Origin of the sequence: Dapis brunnea BLCC-M229 (assembly GCF_050015995.1) — a bacterium.
GTDB lineage: Bacteria > Cyanobacteriota > Cyanobacteriia > Cyanobacteriales > Microcoleaceae > Trichodesmium.
The window spans coordinates 101,349-120,610 of the sequence record NZ_JBNHEP010000227.1 but is presented as its reverse complement, the minus strand read 5'-3'; the positions used below and the strand labels follow the sequence as shown (position 1 = coordinate 120,610).

The following is a 19,262-nucleotide window of genomic DNA, read 5'->3' as shown; positions in this document are numbered from 1 at the left end:
ATTAGTTATCAGTTATCAGTTATCAGTTATTAGTTATTAGTTATCAGTTATCAGTTATCAGTTATTAGTATTTTTTTGTCAAATAACTCAGCTACAATATGATATTACTGCTATTTCCCCAGTTAAAGTGTTCCCGAAAATCTATAATTTTGTACCTCACCAGTATGAGAATTGCTAGAATTAATTATAACAATAGTTTGGAGCGAAACAGCAATCAAAAATCATGGTAAGCATTCAGCTGTCAGCTATCAGCTATTAGCGATTAGCTATTAGTTCATTGCCTGATAAGCAGGAATTAGTTTCCAAGAAGAATTCAAAGTTTATGTTTGTGCAACATTCTGCAGGAAATAATAAAGATAATTAGCTAAGGTATCATGTAAAAATAAGTTGTACAAATTTTATCTAAAATAGATTGTGAAATCTAGCTTCAATCAAAAAACTGTTCAGGTTATTCTTACACATCTCCTAACCGAAGTAAAGTTATTACTTTAAAAAGGTGAATGCTTACAAATTATGTCTACATCTCCAACAAAAGTAAATATTGAATCACCATCAAAAATACCAGAAAATCAGAGTTAAAATTGGGAAATACCGACTCCTGATATTAGTCATATAATTACAGAAGATGATACACCTGTGAATAACCTAATTTCTGAAAAACAACAGCGACTATTAACATCTATTCTCTATAGTTCTTTCCAGACAGATACACCATTTTTAGCTACTGCTAATGTCGGACTTTTTCATGGTCTGAAACAGCCACCCCTTGTACCAGATATTCTCCTAAGTTTAAAAGTAGAAGTTCCTGAAGATTGGAGTCAAAAAAAGAATCTTTCCTATTTTGTTTGGGAGTTTGGCAAATCTCCAGAGGTAGCAATTGAAATTGTTTCTAATAAAATCGGAAATTAACTAGGTAGTAAGTTAGAAGATTATCAAAATAATTGGGTCTAAAACCCCGCCTTTTAAGGCGAAATATTTTTGGAGGCTTGCTCAAATCCCTGTTACAAAAATAACTTTTGTACGTCACAAATCCGACGGCTCCCCTATCTGAATTATGACTTCGTTAAGCCCGTGCTATAGTAGCTTATTATATAGTTTTTAACCCACTTCATCAATTAGGTGAACTTATACTACGAATCTATCATTTACAGGGAAAAAATTATATTCTTTTAGATAATTTACTTTTGTCACAAGTAGGGTTAGGATTAACAATTTGGTCTGGCAAATTTGAGGGTAAAGAATATAATTGGCTGCGATGATGCGATAAATCAGCTAGGATTTTATTAACAGGAGACGAACAGGCACAAAAGGAACGGCAAAGAGCAGAACAGGAAAGAGAATTGATAGTTATAGCAGTTTTCATTAACTATAGAATACAAAGATTTTGCCTTAAAGACAGAAGGCAGAAGGCAGGTGGCAGAAGTTTTGTAGTCTACCTTTGTGAACAGCGCTATAATTCAACTATTGCGCAACAATTTTTAGATTTTAGATAAAGTAGCTTGGTGGCGATAGAACTCCGTTCCTCTTCGCGATTGCCCTCTTGTAGATTGATAATTAATTTAACTGTTGCGCAACAGTTTTTAGATTTTAGATAAAGTAGCTTGGTAGGGATAGAACTCCCTTCCCCTTCGCGATTGCTCTGTTGTAGATTGATAATTAATTTAACTATTGCGCAACAGTTTTTAGATTTTAGATAAAGTAGCTTGGTAGGGATAGAACTCCGTTCCCCTTCGCAATTGCCCTCTTGTAGATTGGTAATTATAGGAATTCTCATTAACATAGAATACGGAGATTTTGGCTTAAAGGCAGAAAGCAAAAAGCAGGTGGCAGAAGTTTTGTAGTCTACCTTTGTGAACAGCGCTATAATTCAACTATTGCGCAATAGTTTTTAGATCGGGATTTACGCAAATGTACTATATATAGAGTTCAAAAACTATAACGTTATAGTTTTTAAGGCTATATATGTGGTATCTGCCTAAGTCCTATAGATTTTAGATAAAGTAGCTTGATGGCGATAGAACTTGGTTCCCCTTAGCGATCGCCCTCTTGTAGATTGATAATTGGTGGTGGTGCATAGTAATTGTAAAGGAAGCACCAGCAGTGTGGGGAGATGGGGAGATGGTGAGATGGGGAGTGTCGGAGAAATTAAAAAATACATATCCTTACCATTACCATGCAGAACTACCTGATAATTAATTTAACTGTTGCGCAACAGTTTTTAGATTTTAGGTAAAGTAGCTTGGTAGGGATAGAACTCCCTTCCCCTTAGCGATCGCCCTCTTGTAGATTGATAATTAATTTAACTGTTGCGCAAGGGATAGAACTCCGTTCCCCTTCGCAATTGCCCTCTTGTAGATTGGTAATTATAGGAATTCTCATTAACATAGAATACGGAGATTTTGGCTTAAAGGCAGAAAGCAAAAAGCAGGTGGCAGAAGTTTTGTAGTCTACCTTTGTGAACAGCGCTATAATTCAACTATTGCGCAATAGTTTTTAGATCGGGATTTACGCAAATGTACTATATATAGAGTTCAAAAACTATAACGTTATAGTTTTTAACGCTATATATGTGGTATCTGCCTAAGTGCTATAGATTTTAGATAAAGTAGCTTGATGGCGATAGAACTTGGTTCCCCTTAACGATCGCCTAAATTCATTTGATTAAAGTAGGGGTTTGGTTACCAAACCGATACAGAGGAGTAATACCAATTACCATCTATTAATGCTATGGTTCAGCTATACTTCAAGACCTCAATAGTTAGCAAGATTTAAAATCTGTTTTCGAGAGTTATTAGTTGATTAATAATTATTTTTCCTACTTTTAACCTCTCCCGTAGGGACGTTGCATGCAACGTCCCTACCTACTCCCCACACTTCCCTACCAAACCATACATAGCATTCTTTTTCAGAAATGGTATAAATATATTTATTTCACTAAAATAGCTGCATCTTCTTATCTATTCCCTACTCCCTAATACTAATTTTAATTATTTTCTGTTTGATTTTTTAACTTTTGAAGCAGTTGTTCAAATTCTTGTTTAGATTTACCATATTCTACCCAATTATCTTCTCGTCTTGCTGCTTCAGCTTGACCATAAACTTCTACTATTGCATTAATCAAATCAGAAATATTTTCTGTTTCTGACGTTTTTTCTGTAACTTGAATTTCTTGTTTTTCTACTTCCCCACCAAAAATTGCTGCTAAAGATTGATTTAGAGTTTCTGCCATTACAACTTCTTTGTCATAAGCAACTATTACCCTTTTTAGTTCCGGTAATTCTCCTTGTTCAGCTCTGAGGTAAATTGGTTCTACATACATTAATGATTCTTCTATGGGAATTACTAATAAATCCCCACGAATTACTTTTGAACCTTTCTGACTCCATAGAGTTAATTGTTGGGATATTTGAGGATTTTGGTCGATGCGAGCTTCGATTTGACTAGGACCGTAAACTAATTTTTGTTTGGGGAATTCATATAATAATAATTTGCCGTAATTTTCTCCATCTGATTGTGCTGCCATCCAGGCAATCATATTATCTTTATTTACTGGAGTAAATGGCAAAATTAAAACAAATTCCTCTCGGTTTTGTTCTGGCAACCGCATGATTAAATAGTAGGGTTCCATTAATTGTTTATTCTCTTCATAAATTTCTGTGGGAAACCGCCATAAATCTTCTTGATTGTAAAATAATTGTGGCTCGCTCATGTGGTATGACAAATACATTTGAGCCTGAATTTTAAATAGGTCTAAGGGATAACGAAAATGTGCTTTAACATTAGCTGGAATTTCGGATTTTGCTGTGAATAATTGAGGAAAGATTTTGCGGTAAGTATTCAGCACCGGGTCATTTTCATCTACTACAAAAAATTTCATCGTGCCGTTGTAAGCATCAACCATAACTTTTACAGAATTCCGAATATAATTAACATTTCCCCTAGCTATCCGCTCAATATTACCTCTATTTAATATTGCCCTGGCATTATTACTCAAATAAAGTGGTTCTGAATAGGGATAGCGATCGCTCACTGTATAAGCATCTAATATCCATTGCATTTTTCCGTCAATCAGGGCAATATAAGGGTCATTATCAAATCTTAAAAAGGGTGCAACTTGTTCTACTCTTTCTTTTATATTTCGATAGTAATGAATTTTTGAATTGTCAGTAAAGTAGCCAGAAATTAAAATATTAATGCTGCTTAAATCATAGGCATAGGCAAGTTTTCGCCACAAAGAATTGATTGGTACTCCCCCCGTACCACTATAGAAAGTAAAAGCATTTTCACCACTCCGGGGATAATCAAATTCTTCGGTACTCATGCCCGTAAAAATATGAGTATCGGTTTTTTCTCCATAGTAAATAGCTGGTTCCTCTACCTGAAGATTTACCTGAGAAACTGGCGGAATATCTTTGATAAATAACACAGGCAAACCATCTGGTTTGACTTCATTTACCGGATTCATTACTAATCCATAACCATGAGTATATTTTAAGTGTTTATTTACCCAAGTTTGTGCTTTTCTAGGAACTTGAGAATAAACCATTTCCCTAGGAGAAAGCATTACCTGTCTGTAATTTTCATCAATAGTGTAACGGTCAACATCTACATCATTAAACCGATAATAAAGTCGAATTTCCTGGAGTTGACGATAGGTGCTGAGTAGGGGTCGATAATCCCAAAGTCTAATATTACGAACTGTGGCTTGATTCTTTTCTAATGTTTGACTATCTAATTCTGATTTAGCTGGAAAACTTTTGGTTTCTACATCATCTAAACCATAAGCTTCACGAGTAAATTTAATATTATTTGCTATGTAGGGTTTTTCCTTTTGCAGTTCATTAGGATTGACTATAAATTTCTGCTGAAACCCTGGATATAAAACATTGAATAATCCAAAGATAACTATATAAATAACCATCCCATAAGTCGGCCAGAGAATATTATTTTTCCAGATAGAAAGTACACAAACTACTGCTAATAATAATGCCATTATTGCCATAACCCAATAGGCAAGAAGTTTAGCGTGAACATCTGTATATCCAGCCCCAAAAACTACCCCATTAGAGTCAAAAAGTAATTCATAACGTTCTAACCAAAATCCCACTGCAACTAAAATAGTAATTCCAGCCACGAGAAGACTAATATGGGTTTTAATAGAACCTGTTAAGAAATTTTGCCATTTTCGCTGATTAGTAAATTTACCCTTCAAAGCATAAACTATAATAGCAATAATTAAACCGCCAACAAGTAGGGTAAATAACCAATCTTTGATTCCTTCATATAAGGGTAATCTAAATACATAAAAACCTATATCACTTTGATAAATGGGGTCTTGAATCTCAAAATCTACAGCATTTAAGAATTTCAAAAAAGTCTCCCAAGCTGGAGATGTAGTTGTTGCTGCACTTAAAGATATCAGCAGAATATTTACAATTACTATTCCTTTAGTGAAGATATTACTATAGGGTGCTAATTCAGTTCCTCTCCAAAAACTAAATGAGCGATCGCTTGTCAACTTTTCAGCTATCCAATAATTACCCCAAAGAAACAAACAGTAAATAACAAATGTACCCACCCACAGAAATATTTGCCAACTTAATCTTGTCCAGAAAACATCAGCAAAATCAACAGCATTAAACCACCATACTTCAGTTAATAAATGAACTAAAGTTCGAGAAAGGGAAACAAAAACTACAAAAATTAAACTAACTGCAATTATTATGGAATTTCCTATTTTCATAATTTCCCATTGTTTTGTATTAAAAAGTCTATTATACTAAATCCGGTTTAGACAGAAGCTTTATTATGAAGATTGATAAAAGTAGGGGTTTGGTCACCAAACCCCTACAGAGGACTAGCTATATTTTTAGTCCCAATTTCAGTCATCTTTTAAACATAGGACTTACACACCCAAACAAGAAACCGAGTTTATTGCCCTGATTATTGTTTTTCAAATCACGAAATTTCGTCGATAAACCCGGTTTATGCGTAAGTCCTAATAAAAATAGCTGCATCTTCTGGTCTATTCCCTACTCCCTACTCCCTATTCCCTATTCCCTAATACTAAATATTCATTGGTTCTCGAATAAACTTAACGAATAAATGTTTAAAAGTAGACCTAATTATCCGTGGAACACCAAAATCAATAGGTGTCTTAGTTGTCGGTAACTGCCAATTTTCTACCTCCACTTCAGCGGGTTGTAATAATGGAAAATCAACCCTCTTTAAATCAGAACAAAATCCCATTTCCTCAGCAACTGCTACTGTGGGAATTTCTGCTAAATTAACCTTCAAAATTTCTGCAAATGTTCGGTCTAAAGCAAATACATCTGTAGATGCCCCCAAAATACCTAAATTTCGAGGTTCTCCACCAACAGGACCATTACCTTCTTGACCGATAATACTATCAATAATAGTCAAATCTGGATTAATTGCTTTTGCTGTTTCTAGCAGCATTTTACCAAAACGACTAGCATCTTTACCCGCCTCTAAATGCCACCAAGCTTTCATTTTTCCTGGCACACAACCAAATAAGTTTTTTACTCCCATTGTCATAGTTAGTTGAACATGAGATTTAAGCTTAGGCAAATTAATTATTACATCTGCTGCCATTGCCTCTTTACTTAATAGTAAATGATTAAATTCTTGACTAATTATGTCGTAACGTTTGCCATGAAATTCAACTATTGGTAAGTCAAATTCTTTGAGCAATGATAAATAACCATTTGCTTTTGCAACACCCATAGCACTACCAAAAGCTGGACTATCACCTAAAAATGGTTTACCACCCGCTTCTTTTACCATTTTAGCTAAACAATAAACTATTTCTCGCCTGGTTACGCATTCTTTTGTAGGGCGAGAACCTGTGAGTAAATTGGGTTTAAGTAAGACACGATCGCCTGGTTTGACAAAAGCATTAATTCCTCCTAGTGGTTCCAAAAGATTCTCTATAGATTTTTCTAATTCGTTAATTTTATAAGAATTAGCTCGGATTAAACTTACAGTAGACATAATTTTTATTTGACTAATAGACATCTCTATAAAAGGTTTCAAGCAAGTACACAAAATCAACTTTTCATTAAAACTATTCAAATTATTATGGTGTAATATTTCTATATGTAAATAATTATGTGTAGGTGCTGAAAACCCTTATTAAACTTATTAAACTTTTCCAAAATCGGTATTTTTAGACAGGTTTAATTTTGATTAGGTAATTATATGAAATATGAAAAATAATACCACAAATAATTTTGCTCATTAAAATACTTTACTGAGTGCTTACTGATTAACTCTCAAAGCCTTTGATTTGTAAATATTTTAGTCTTTTTGGAGTGAAAAAATTGCCAGCTTTTCAGTCCCTAGAGGTGCAAAAAGTTAGCATTTTGGACAGACAACAGCAGAAAAATCAAGGAACAATTCTTTTTCCTACCTCCTCTATAATTCCTATTTCTCCTGACTCCTGACTCCTGACTTCTTAGACTTCACAAAGTTTAAGTCTAATTAATAGGCGTTGCTGAGTCAAGGAATGAATCTTTGCACAAAAAGTAAATCCCATCTTTATACTTCCTATTCCTCTAAAACTATAATTCATCCCGTAAATATGCAACGCCAATAAATAAGATTTAGACTATTCATTCTCCCTCCTGACTCCTGACTTCTGACTCCTGAATCCTAAAAAACAGCCTAATTTTCTCCATAAACTCTACCTCGCCATTTTGTCGGATTCTTCATAGCAGATAAAAATATCCGTAAAACTGCCAAAGGATCTGCTAAAGGAGATAATAAAAATAACCAACTAGCTTGAGCTTTACTAAAGTCATAAGAGGGAGCAATACCCAATAGCAAACCAAACCTAATTAATAACAAAAATAAATTCAGAGCAAATAACAAAAATTTGGCAGATATAGAAATAGCAACAGGCAAACCAAACAACAAATAATCCAATACCACCAACAAAGGTAAACCCTGAGTTGCCGACAATAACCAAAGATCGCTCCAAACTTGAACAGTAGGAGAAGCATCCTTCAAGTCAAGCGATCGCCCCCACTCCTGCCAAGTTTCCACCATCCCCTCATACATTCTCACCTGCAAAACCTGTGCTCCATCCAGAAACCCCACCTTAAACCCCTCAGCAGCAATATTTCTTGCCAGAGTCACATCATCACAAAAAGAACCCTTAGCACTAACATAACCCTCCATCTTCGATAAAACCGAACGCCGACACAAAAAACACTGACCATTAGCCATAACTCGCTCTGGTGTTTGTACCCCTGTACCCGTCGGTCCAAACCTATAGACTAAAGTTATTAATAAAGCAGGTTGTAGCCACAGTTCTCCTGGATATTTCAGGATAAACCGTGGCGACAGAGAAATCAAATCATAGCCTTCCGCTTCAGCCTTTTTAACCAAACTAGCTACTAACCCTGGGTCTGGTTGAGTATCTGCATCTACTCCCAGAAACCATTCACTCTTTGGGGAACTTGCCAAAAACCCCGTATGTAAAGCCCAAGGACGACCCACCCACCCAGAAGGCAAAGGGTCGTCCGTAATTAAGCGAAACCTTGGGTCTTTTTTTGCTGTAGTCTTAACTAAATATTGAGTATCATCTACCGAGTTACTATCAACTACAATTATTTCCCGCACTTCATAACTTTGGCGACTCAAACCCATTAAACAGGGAGTAATACGCTCTGCCTCATTAAGAGTTGGTACCACAACAGTCACCTTACCTAATAATTCTGGTGTAGGTGAGTCAGGTTTTAATGGCGGTTGGCGAGTCGGACCTTTAATGAGACGTGATAGTAAGATAGCTGTTGCTGGTAGTTGCAACATTAGCATGACAAAAAAAAAGACTTCAGGCATGATTTTAGATTTTATAGGCCAGTATTTGAGACTTTATTACCCACATTCCGCACGTCAAGTCGTAGCATTAAAAGTAGTATAAAAATTGGAATATTGGTAAGTATTTAGACTGTATATATCTTATTCATTAACCTTTCTGTTAAGTCAAATTCTCAGTCAAATATTAAGCATAAATACTCGATGGAGCCAGATAATTAGCTAGAATTATTCTTTACTGACTACTGACCACTTGCATTTCATATTACATTTTGAAGTGCGGAATGTAAGTCCTGTTTATATTATTTTCAGACAAAGCCAAGAGTCTATAAACTCATTCTTGGAATTAGTGAATTAGAAGTACAGGATATACTGTAACGTTATAGTTTTTGAACTCTATATATAGTACCTTTGCGTAAGTCCTATTTATATTATTTTCAGACAAAGCCAAGAGTCTATAAACTCATTCTTGGAATTAGTGAATTAGAAGTACAGGATATACTGTTAGGAATAGACATCTCCGATAATCAAAAATCAAATCAATTATACCGCAGAAATCATCAATATATTTCCCTTTATTTCCTACTCCCTCTTTTCCCGAGAGGTTTAATAAATATCAAAGTTTGAAGTTTAGGGAAAGCTTGAAAAAACTATCAAAAAATCAGTAATTCCAGATTTTAACTAGAATTTTTCCTAGTCAGGCGAGGGGAAAATGTAGGCAAATTAATAGTCAAGCTATTACTCATTACCGAATAATTAATAATTCATCATTCATAATTAAATAATTCTGTTTTCAACCCTCCCCTTTCAAAGGGAAAAAAAGAAAATTTTTCATTCTTGGTATTACCTCTCCGTTTTAGGGAGAGGTAATAATTAATTATTAATTGTTAATTGCTGAACTATTCCCTATTTACTGTTCTCACCTATCAGAATTTTTCAGTCATTCCTATTTAATAGCCAGATTTACCTGTTTTTCAGGTAGTTTTTCCCTATTGCCAGTCACAACATTTTCTATGGACATATCCATCTGCCTTAATTTATTAGCTTCAGATATCCACCATAGAATAATAGCTGGAACTACCCCCAATATTACACTCAAACCAGTAGGTAATAAGAATCTACTATCCAGCGCAACTAAAGTAATTGTTGCTCCAAAAGCAAAATTAACCAAATAAGTTATTAGGGGCAGATTTAATTGTTGACGGGACAATAAAATAGTTTTCTTGCGCCAAAGCAAAGCAGCTACAGTAATATATATTGCACCTGTACCTACCCACCCCACTAAATTGCGGTAAGGCATTCCAAAGAAAGACCCTTCATCTTGAAATACCCAAAATGGAAATGGTGCCTGACTCATGGCTGGGTCAAGAACTAAGTCCCAAGCTGTGAGAAGTATTGCTCCTGTAGCGATCGCTCCTGCATGACGTAACCAAGAACTAGAACTCTTTACCTGTAAACCACAACGAGCTAGTAAATAACAAACGAATCCCATGTAAAACCAAGATAAGGGAATTGTAAATGGTACCAGACCTGCAATTTTGTATCCTAATCCACTGAGATAAGCATAATCCCCAAAAGGAAATCCTGTGCTAGTGCCTAATAGTTCGCTACTCAAAGATAGAAATACAGAAGGCAGCATAAAAGCCAAAGTTGTACCTATTCCTAAATTCCTAATTCCATATAGAGAAACTGCTAATGCTCCAAAGATAATGTAAGTTGCTCCTCCACCTGCCATGCTCCATTGGAAGGCAGTTTGTCCTATAGGAGGCAAGCTGACAATAATTTCAGGATTTGGTAGAACTATTAACAGACCTGCTAGGCCAAAAACCGTTGATAAGATATGTGCAAGTAATAGATAGCGTTCGGCAATCGTAAGTTGCTTCATAGAAGTCCTATTTTTGAGGTCAAAAGTCAATAATTTTCTGCTTTTATGTTTTTGGGAAAATAGTTTAAATCTACTCTGTGCATCAGCAATAGAGATTTAGAACTATTTTTTCCTAAGTGGGACTAATTTTTTCTGCAAACCAATTCCACAAAACACTATCTATATAGTTTACAAATCTTTACAAAAAAAGAACTGGAATAACCTAATATATTTTTTTGTTTATGTTTTTAAATTTCGTTTTTTTAACTCAGAAGGAAAAATGAAATTTTTTGCCGGAAGTTCAGTCTTACTTCTTGCTTAAAGATAAAACTTATAATTATATCATAATATATAGTATATATCAATAATGAATATATTTCATAGTTGGCTAAATAAACTAAACTTATGTAGAATCAACAGGATTTTCAAATAAAATGAAGGAAATTATATTAAGTAAACTTAGTTAAAATGATATTTAGTAGGAGATTAAGTGATTACAGAAATTTTAACAACAGGAATTATTGTTTTAGCCATACTTATAACTTTAAGCTGGTTAGCACTAGAATTACAATATCGTAATCGTCCAGGCAATGCCTTAGAATTAACCTCTGGAGATTGGAATTTAGCAGTTGCAGAACCAGAAAAATACCTATTAGTAGGTGAAATGGAATTATGCAACTGTACTAAAAGCCTAGAAATTATGGTGCCAGAAGTACAGGCAGAAGTTAAACTCCTATCTGGTGGAAGTTTAGAAGGAGTAAATTATCAAACTCAAATTATTCCTTTCCATGAAGATGCTCCAGCTAGAGCCGATAACTATTGGTTTGCTTATATAGTAAAAGTAGGAAAAAAGACAAAACTCAAAATATCAATTGATATTCAAGGTAATAACTTAGAGCAACTAAAATCAGCTTGGATTAAAGTAAATTATGTCACTTATGGGCCTGGTGGTCGAATTCCCAAAGTGAAAAATATTATAGTCCCCCTAAAATTTCCTGACCCTAATGCGAAACCAAATCAGCGAGAAACCACAAATGCAAAAGTATTTCCCATTCGGACTCACCTATTAACTCAGCTAGACGATCCAATAGAAATTATTAAACGTTATGTAGTTCCTCATGCTCAAAAGGGAGACATAGTTACAATAGGTGAAACACCCCTAGCTCTAATACAAGGTCGTTTTCGTCACCCCACAGATGTTAAACCAGGATGGGTAGCCAAACGTATTTGTTACTTCTTTCTGCCTACCTCAAGTTTGGCCACAGCTTGTGGAATGCAAACTCTAGTAGATATTGTCGGACCAATAAGAGTATTAATAGCTTTTTTTGGAGGCTCCATTGCCAAAATTTTAGGAAAACCAGGAATGTTTTACCAATTTGCTGGAGAACAAGCCAGACTAATAGATGATGTGACTGGAACTTTACCTCCTTATGACCAATTTATAGTTTTAGGTCCAGAAAATCCTCAGCAAGTAGTAGAACAAATACAACAAGCAACAGGTCTGGGTGCAGCAATAGTAGACGTTAACGACTTAAAAGCAGTTAAAATATTAGCAGCCACCTCTAAGGTATCTCACCCTTTACTAGAGGAAGCTTTGAGAAGTAATCCCGCAGGAAATGCTGATGAGCAAACCCCTCTAGTTCTGATTAGGCCATTCTCATCATAAGACAGAAAGTTGATGACAATTTGAGACTCCATTAAAAACAATAGTTGTTTTTCTCTCCCGTTGTAATCTTTGATTTAATGGGATAGGAAAACAGCAAAAAAAACTCCTTTCTTATGATTGAAACTTTAAGTTTAATTTAATCGGTTTGAGTTTAGAGGATAAGTTTAGTTATTAGTCTAATGCCTATAGAAAATATTAAAAACACGGTTAATATTAATGTAGATATCAAATAATTCTTAACTACTGAGACTAATGAAACTTCTCCTGTTTCACAATTTTATTGTAGAGCTAGATTCTTATTAGCTAGAAAACTAAAGGAAAGTATCTATAAAAAAAAAATTGCTCTCAGAACTAGCATAAGCAACATTAAGAGAATAGCTATTCAATCAAAATATTCCCAGACAAAGGGAAAAAATTCACTTGCATTACTACTCATAAATTAGTCAATGAATTTGATTTGATTGTAGTTCAAGAATTACATCTTATAGGTAAGCAAAAAAATACTAAACTATCAAAATAAATTTATGATGTGGGTTGAGACGCATTTATAAAAAAAACTTGAAATAGTAGGAGTAAAACCCGGTCCTCATCTGGTAAAAGTGAGCCTTAATAATAGATGTTATAATTGTAGTAACTGTGGTCATAAAGTACCTGAAACTCTGTCAGTTAAAACTCATTTTTCTCCTAAATAATGTCTCCTAAATAATGTAGTTTGGTAATAGACAGAGATGAAAATGCAGCAATAAATATTTTAAATAAAACATTAAACAAGGTAGGTCTGATCTTGTCTACCTGGGTCGGGTTCGACATTAAGATTAAGAAGCAGGAAGCTCAAACTGTGAAGTTGAGAGAGCTAACATTATACCCCTTGCACTTAACCATGAGAGAACCTCACCTTAGTCACTCTGAATAATTTGGATGACCAATAAATTTATTTAGCCAAATTCCCAGGCCCACAAAATTCAAAACTTACTTTGACCAAAGCATCCCAAAACCAAGAACAAAAAATCATGAAACCTTTCATCCACCAAAAGCAAAGCCAGGTGGTCATCCGTCCTCTAGAATACCGCGACCTAGAAGCTATCAAAAAGCTATGCTGGGAAACTCCAGAGGCCCAACACAACCACCGAGATGTTACTTTTAATCTCTCTCCCATTAACCTTAGCCAGAAATTGGCAGAAATTCATCGTTGGTACTGGCCAATTAAGTTGTTGAGCCTTTTCCCTAATCCCTGCAAATATTTGTTAACTTCCTACGTTGCAGAAGTAGATGGACAAGTCAAGGGAGCAATCCAAGTTTCTCCAACCAATCGCACTCGTAGCAGTTGGCGGGTAGAAAGGATATTTATCGAAGAAGCAGGAAATACTAGAGGAATAGGTTCTCAACTACTTCGATACTGCTTTGAAAAACTTTGGGAAGCACGGACATGGTTATTGCAAGTTAATGTGAATGATAAAGATACAATGGCATTGTATCGCCAAAATGGTTTTCAGCCATTGGCTCAAATTACTTACTGGACAATTACTCCCGAACAATTAGAAGAGTTAGCCCAAAATCAGCCAAATTTACCAAACTTACTACCTGTTAGTAATGCTGATGCTCAGTTGCTCTATCAATTAGATACAGCATCGATGCCACCTCTGGTACGCCAAGTATTTGACCGCCATGTCCAGGATTTCCAAACTAGCTTTTTTAGTGGTTTGATTGAAGGAGTTAGGCAATGGCTCAATCATACTGAGCTGGTTAGTGGGTATGTGTTTGAATCTCAACGCAAAGCAGCAATAGGTTACTTCCAAGTAAAATTATGCCGTGATGGTACACAACCACATATAGCCGAGTTAACTGTACATCCCGCTTATACTTGGTTATACCCAGAATTATTATCACAAATGGCAACATTGGCTCAAGATTTTCCTAATCAATCTTTGCAACTTGCTTCTGCTGATTATCAACCTGAACGTGAAGCATATTTGGAACAGATAAAAGCTAAACAAATTGAACATACTTTGTTAATGTCTCGTTCTGTTTGGCATAAAGTTCGAGAGTCTAGGTCAGTCATTTCTGACCTCCAATTTTCAGAAGTTCTCCAAAGTCTACAACCAGCGAGAAAGCCTGTCCCAAGCCGTAGTTCTTGGTTAAAAATGATGGAAAAAGAACATAAAATTAATATTAATTCCCAGCAAAATACTAATGATAACAATTATGGGGAAGGAAAAAATGAACAAGTAAATTCTGTCTCGAAATTTATACCTCCTAATTCAAAAAGTGGAGATGATGATGATGGAAAAATATCAAGATGAGAATTTTTTATTGTGTAATTAAATTGAATTTTTATATAGATAAAGGAGCTTAATTGCGAATGGCTCAATCTCGGATTTCAGCACTAGGTTTGGATGTAGGTAGAAAACGTATGGGGGTCGCAGGATGTGATGGTACGGGTTTAATTGCTACTGGTATTACTACTATCAAGCGCACCTCCTTTCAGCAAGATATAGCTCAATTGCAAACTATTGTTGAGGACCGTCAAGTACAAGTTCTTGTGGTTGGTTTGCCCTATTCGATGAATGGTTCTATGGGTTTCCAAGCTAAGGAAGTACAAAAATATGCTCGACGGTTGTCACAAGCTCTCGAATTACCAATAGAATATGTTGATGAACGTTTGACTTCAATTCAAGCTGAGGAAATGCTTAAGGCTGCTAATATTTCTCCTTCTCAAAATAAGGGTTTAATTGATAGAAAGGCTGCTGCTTTAATTTTGCAGCAATGGCTTGACGAACGGAGATTAAAAATACTTAATTTACCCGTTAATAACTCAATATAGTTAGACTTAGTAAATACTCATTTTATCTTGATAAAATACCAAATATCAAAGGTTTTGCTAGATATCTTTAAGGTGCTCAGGATTCAGGATTTATTAGTCAGTAGAAAAGACACTAAGAGGCTGGAAATGGAAAGTATATTCAGATGAAAATTTGGTATAAATATAGACCCTTGTAGCTTATTCAACCATATCATTCTTTTTGATAATTTTTATAATGTAGATCGGGGTTCAAATTTATCGTGATGAAAAGCCTGGAGCAAACTATACTGAAGGTAGAATTAGGAGGTTTTTGAAAAATTTTACTTCTAGTTAAATACTTGTTTTTTTAAACTTGATTAGTTAGCTATTTTGATGTTTATCCATTACAGTCAGCAACCCCTAATACCATTTATCAAAAATTTTTCTACCCGTATCTAGAGTAGAGTAATTGGTAGGGACGTTTCATACAACCTCCTTCCAGAGAAGTAAACATAAGAATAATTAATACGCTCCTGGCTAACAATTATCAAAAAGTTTCCATGCGCCTGTGTTAATTACTTAATAATTGAAGTATCATCAAGTATAGCATTAATGCATGGTAGTTGGTATAAAACCTAGATAAGACAGAGAAAAAGGAAAAAGCTGATATCTGACTACTGATTTCTCGAATTCATTTATAGGAAAGATTAAAAAGATTATTTATTCAGATTTATATTGATGATTATTGGCATAAAAATATTTGAATTGATTCAAATATTTTAGGTTTGATGTAATTGCAATAATCAAGATAAATTTATGAAATTAATACAGCTCAATGAAATGGCTTTGCCAAGATTTTGATTATTTTTAACGAATAATTATTTCCAGATAAATATTGATAAGTAAGTAGACACAAATAAACCTAACAATATAACGAAATCTAAAATTGTGAAAAGCATTGGGATTGCTATCCTACCTAATTATCCGCAAACTTTTCACCCAGTTACCAGAAAAATTCAGGTATAAAGCCTCTCGATTCATGGAGAAAAATCGGTTGTTTGCAGAGCATTCCGTCGGATAGGATGGATGGGTTACCTAACTATATCCAATCGACCAAGAGAAAAAAAAATCCTTTTAGCCAATCCTATCCGTTATAAGAAGAGGTAATTATTAATTGTTAATTATTAATTATTAATTATTTAAATTCCCTTCAGACGTACTTGTAAATTTTCCCACCTACCTACTTAATATAGCGGCAATCATATTAATCAGGTACAGTATTTTTTCCTATTCCCTATTCCCTAAGATAAAAAACTTGTATATCTCACTAATTTTAGAATTACTATAGCAATCCTATTTTATTCCTGTCAAAAATATTACTGCTTTTTAGGGAACAGCGAACACTTAACTCTTAACTGGTAAGAGTTTCAGTTTTTTTATTTACTTTTTGATTACCCGCAACCTATGCGCGGATTGCTATATCTATAATAGATATGCAATTTAATTGTACATTTCCCAACCTGAAATGATCGTTAAAAATAACAATCTAATTTAATTATTGAATTAGTAAAAACTTATAGTAGTAACTATAGATTAAAATATAATTTTTATAAATAATAGTTAATTGTTAAAATAGTGGAAAAAGATGTATCATATGGAGAGTATAATTCGGCAAAAGTCTTAAGTGTTGAAATACACACAAACTTGCACCCGGTATTTTTCAGACCCTTAATCAAGGAAAAGGGGTTCCCAACTACCGATTTTTTTTAGATGAACAAATAATCACCCATACCCAAAATGTTTTCATCCCCAGAATCACAAGACAATGGACAATTTCAAGAAACCTATATCACCCTAACTGATGAGATAGATCGATCGCTACATTGTACCATAGAGTATTCTCTAGAGTTAAACGGTCGAGAGTATGTAATGTTACTACCATTAGACCTACCTGTAGAAATATTTACTTGGGGGCCAAAAGATGTAGAACAAGCAAGTATCCCTATAGATGACGAATCAGAAATTGACCAAATTTTTGATACCGCTAAAGTCGTCCTCGAAGAACAAAACCTCATCCTGCAAAGAACGGCGATAACTTTAACTGTGACTGGGGAGTTACCAGAATGGGATGAAGAAGAACTAGATGAACTGGATGAAGATGACGAAGCAAGCGAATATTACGAAGAACTAGCGACTTTTTTGTATGAAGATCGGAAATACGCTATATATACACCATTAGATCCATTTTTGATTCCAGCTCGTAAAAGTGATAATGGAAAACTGGAGTTACTTTCAGAAGAAGAATTTAAGCAAATTCAGCCAATGGTTCAAGCAATGCTAGAAGATAAACTTTTCGATGGTATGGAATAAAACATTTGCAGCTTTTAGCAAATTAGGGTCACTTCAGTTAACAATTATCAGTTAGCTTCTTGCGGAGGAGTTGCGTTAACATTTATCAGCTATCAGTATCTCCTGTAATAGCTATGCTTTACCCATAAGTCTTGAAACCCTGTTCTGATAGGGAGATGGGGGGAGAAAGAGAGCCAAATTACGTCCAACAAGCCTCTAATTAAATGTAATTAAATAGGTTTCAAATACGTTAACTCTCCCGAAATATCTATTTAATGACAAATATATAACTTCTCTCTTTTGTCAAGTTTTATCTTAAGTAAAGATAGATGTGGGTAATGGATAGCCGTAATAGAGAGGCTTGAAATACAGAATTTTCTTTTTTTATCCCCTTGAAGGGGGAGGTTTGATAAATTATTTTCTAGTCATTGAGGCAAAGATTAGACTTAGTAATACTCTAGAATAGTCCAAGTGATAATTTTTACTACACACTAAGCTCAGAGCAATTTTATTGCCAAATATTAACCAATCAAATGAAAAAAAGTATTAAACTAATTTCCAATCGTGCCCTGTTTTACTTGGCCATACTACCTGTAAGCTGTGGTATTTTTGCTTGGCAGGGGTGGACTTGGTGGAGTTGGGTAAGTGGACCCCTAGTTTCAGCAACATCATCTACTCAGTCTCCAGAAGCAGATGCTGTAACAATCAAAATTCCTGTGGGAACTTATGGTCAACAAATAGGCGAAGATTTAGAAACTGCTGGTATAATTCGCTCTGCAACAGCTTGGAATTTATGGGTCAAATGGTTAAGTCTACAAAATCCCGATCTAGAGTTTAAAGCAGGAACTTATAATCTATTCCCCACCGAACCACTTAGCGTGATCGCAGATAAAATCTTAGAGGGAGATGTGGTTAAACTCAGCTATGTCATTCGTGAAGGATGGTCAATTAAACAAATGGCTGAATATTTGGAAGCTGAAGGTTTTTTTCCTGCTGCTGATTTTATTGCTGCTACAAAAAATATTCCCTATGATAAGTTTCCATGGTTACCAAGTAATATACCTCATTTAGAGGGTTATCTATTCCCAGATACTTATAAAATAGTACCCGAGAATACTACTCCAGAAGCTATTATTAATCAAATGCTAGGACAGTTTGAGAAAATAGCCTTACCAGTTTATCAGAAAAACCCGAACAATACAACAAAATTGAGTCTCCATGAATGGGTCAGTCTGGCAAGTATTGTAGAAAAGGAAGCTGTAGTTGCAGAAGAACGTGGTTTAATTTCAGGTGTATTTAATAATCGTTTAGAGAAGGGTATGAGGTTGGCAGCAGACCCAACGGTAGAATATGGTCTTGGTATCCGTCAAACAAAAGATAAGCCTCTTACTTATAGTCAGGTTGAAACTCCTTCTCCTTATAATACTTATATGAATACTGGCTTACCACCAACTGCTATTGCTAGTCCAGGTTTAGCGAGTTTAGAAGCAACTCTTAATCCAGAAGATACAGAATATTTGTATTTTATGGCTCGCTATGATGGTACTCATATTTTTAGTCGTACTGCTGCGGAACATGAGGCTGCTATTGCAGAGGTAGAGAGAATGTTATCATCTCAGTAACTGGCATCGCTACGGGGAATTGAAAAGTCAAAAGTATTGATAGATCGGGCTTTGAGTATTTTTTCAGTGATAGATTACTTTACCAAAGCTGGACTATCTCAATTTTGTTGAGTTTGTTGTTTTTTTCTGGGCAATAAAGTC

At 34.9% G+C, this 19,262-nt stretch carries 10 protein-coding genes; 6 read left to right on the top strand and 4 right to left on the bottom strand.

Features of this window, described 5'->3' with window-relative positions; genetic code table 11:
- Window positions 1–636: 636 nt before the first annotated feature.
- Window positions 637–909 carry a PDDEXK family nuclease gene (locus ACP6PM_RS26445; RefSeq protein ID WP_426589879.1) on the top strand — a complete coding sequence of 91 codons (273 nt, stop codon included), beginning with the start codon at window positions 637–639 and terminating at the stop codon, window positions 907–909.
- 2,074 nt (window positions 910–2,983) lie between these two features.
- On the opposite strand, the gene ACP6PM_RS26440 is transcribed toward ACP6PM_RS26445, so the two are convergent.
- From ACP6PM_RS26440 to cruF, 4 genes are all read right to left on the bottom strand, one after another.
- Complete coding sequence (locus ACP6PM_RS26440; protein ID WP_426589878.1) at window positions 2,984–5,743, bottom strand: UPF0182 family membrane protein; 2,760 nt, start codon at window positions 5,741–5,743, stop codon at window positions 2,984–2,986.
- Window positions 5,744–6,066: 323 nt separating this feature from the next.
- The gene (locus ACP6PM_RS26435; RefSeq protein ID WP_426589877.1) at window positions 6,067–7,014 is read right to left on the bottom strand and encodes an Npun_F2552 family protein; all 948 of its coding nucleotides are present in this window, start codon (window positions 7,012–7,014) and stop codon (window positions 6,067–6,069) included.
- A gap of 672 nt (window positions 7,015–7,686) precedes the next feature.
- Entirely contained in the window at window positions 7,687–8,865 is a 1,179-nt protein-coding gene (cruG, locus tag ACP6PM_RS26430) for a 2'-O-glycosyltransferase CruG (protein ID WP_426589876.1), read from the bottom strand.
- A 922-nt stretch (window positions 8,866–9,787) separates the two neighbouring features.
- A complete protein-coding gene (cruF, locus tag ACP6PM_RS26425) occupies window positions 9,788–10,726 on the bottom strand; it encodes a gamma-carotene 1'-hydroxylase CruF (RefSeq protein ID WP_426589875.1) in 939 nt (312 codons plus the stop codon).
- A gap of 472 nt (window positions 10,727–11,198) precedes the next feature.
- Here cruF and ACP6PM_RS26420 point away from each other — a divergent pair, with 472 nt between their 5' ends.
- From ACP6PM_RS26420 to mltG, 5 genes are all read left to right on the top strand, one after another.
- On the top strand, window positions 11,199–12,371 hold the full coding sequence (locus tag ACP6PM_RS26420; RefSeq protein ID WP_426589891.1) for a F420-0:Gamma-glutamyl ligase: 1,173 nt from the start codon (window positions 11,199–11,201) through the stop codon (window positions 12,369–12,371).
- Between the two features lie 1,010 nt (window positions 12,372–13,381).
- The gene (locus tag ACP6PM_RS26415) at window positions 13,382–14,671 is read left to right on the top strand and encodes a GNAT family N-acetyltransferase (protein WP_426589874.1); all 1,290 of its coding nucleotides are present in this window, start codon (window positions 13,382–13,384) and stop codon (window positions 14,669–14,671) included.
- 59 nt (window positions 14,672–14,730) lie between these two features.
- Window positions 14,731–15,192, top strand: a complete 462-nt coding sequence (gene ruvX / locus ACP6PM_RS26410; RefSeq protein WP_426589873.1) for a Holliday junction resolvase RuvX — start codon at window positions 14,731–14,733, stop codon at window positions 15,190–15,192.
- Window positions 15,193–16,947: 1,755 nt separating this feature from the next.
- A complete protein-coding gene (locus tag ACP6PM_RS26405; RefSeq protein WP_426589872.1) occupies window positions 16,948–17,520 on the top strand; it encodes a DUF3727 domain-containing protein in 573 nt (190 codons plus the stop codon).
- A gap of 512 nt (window positions 17,521–18,032) precedes the next feature.
- Window positions 18,033–19,121: an endolytic transglycosylase MltG gene (gene mltG, locus ACP6PM_RS26400; RefSeq protein ID WP_426589871.1), complete on the top strand. Its 1,089-nt coding sequence runs from the start codon at window positions 18,033–18,035 to the stop codon at window positions 19,119–19,121.
- Window positions 19,122–19,262 lie beyond the last annotated feature (141 nt).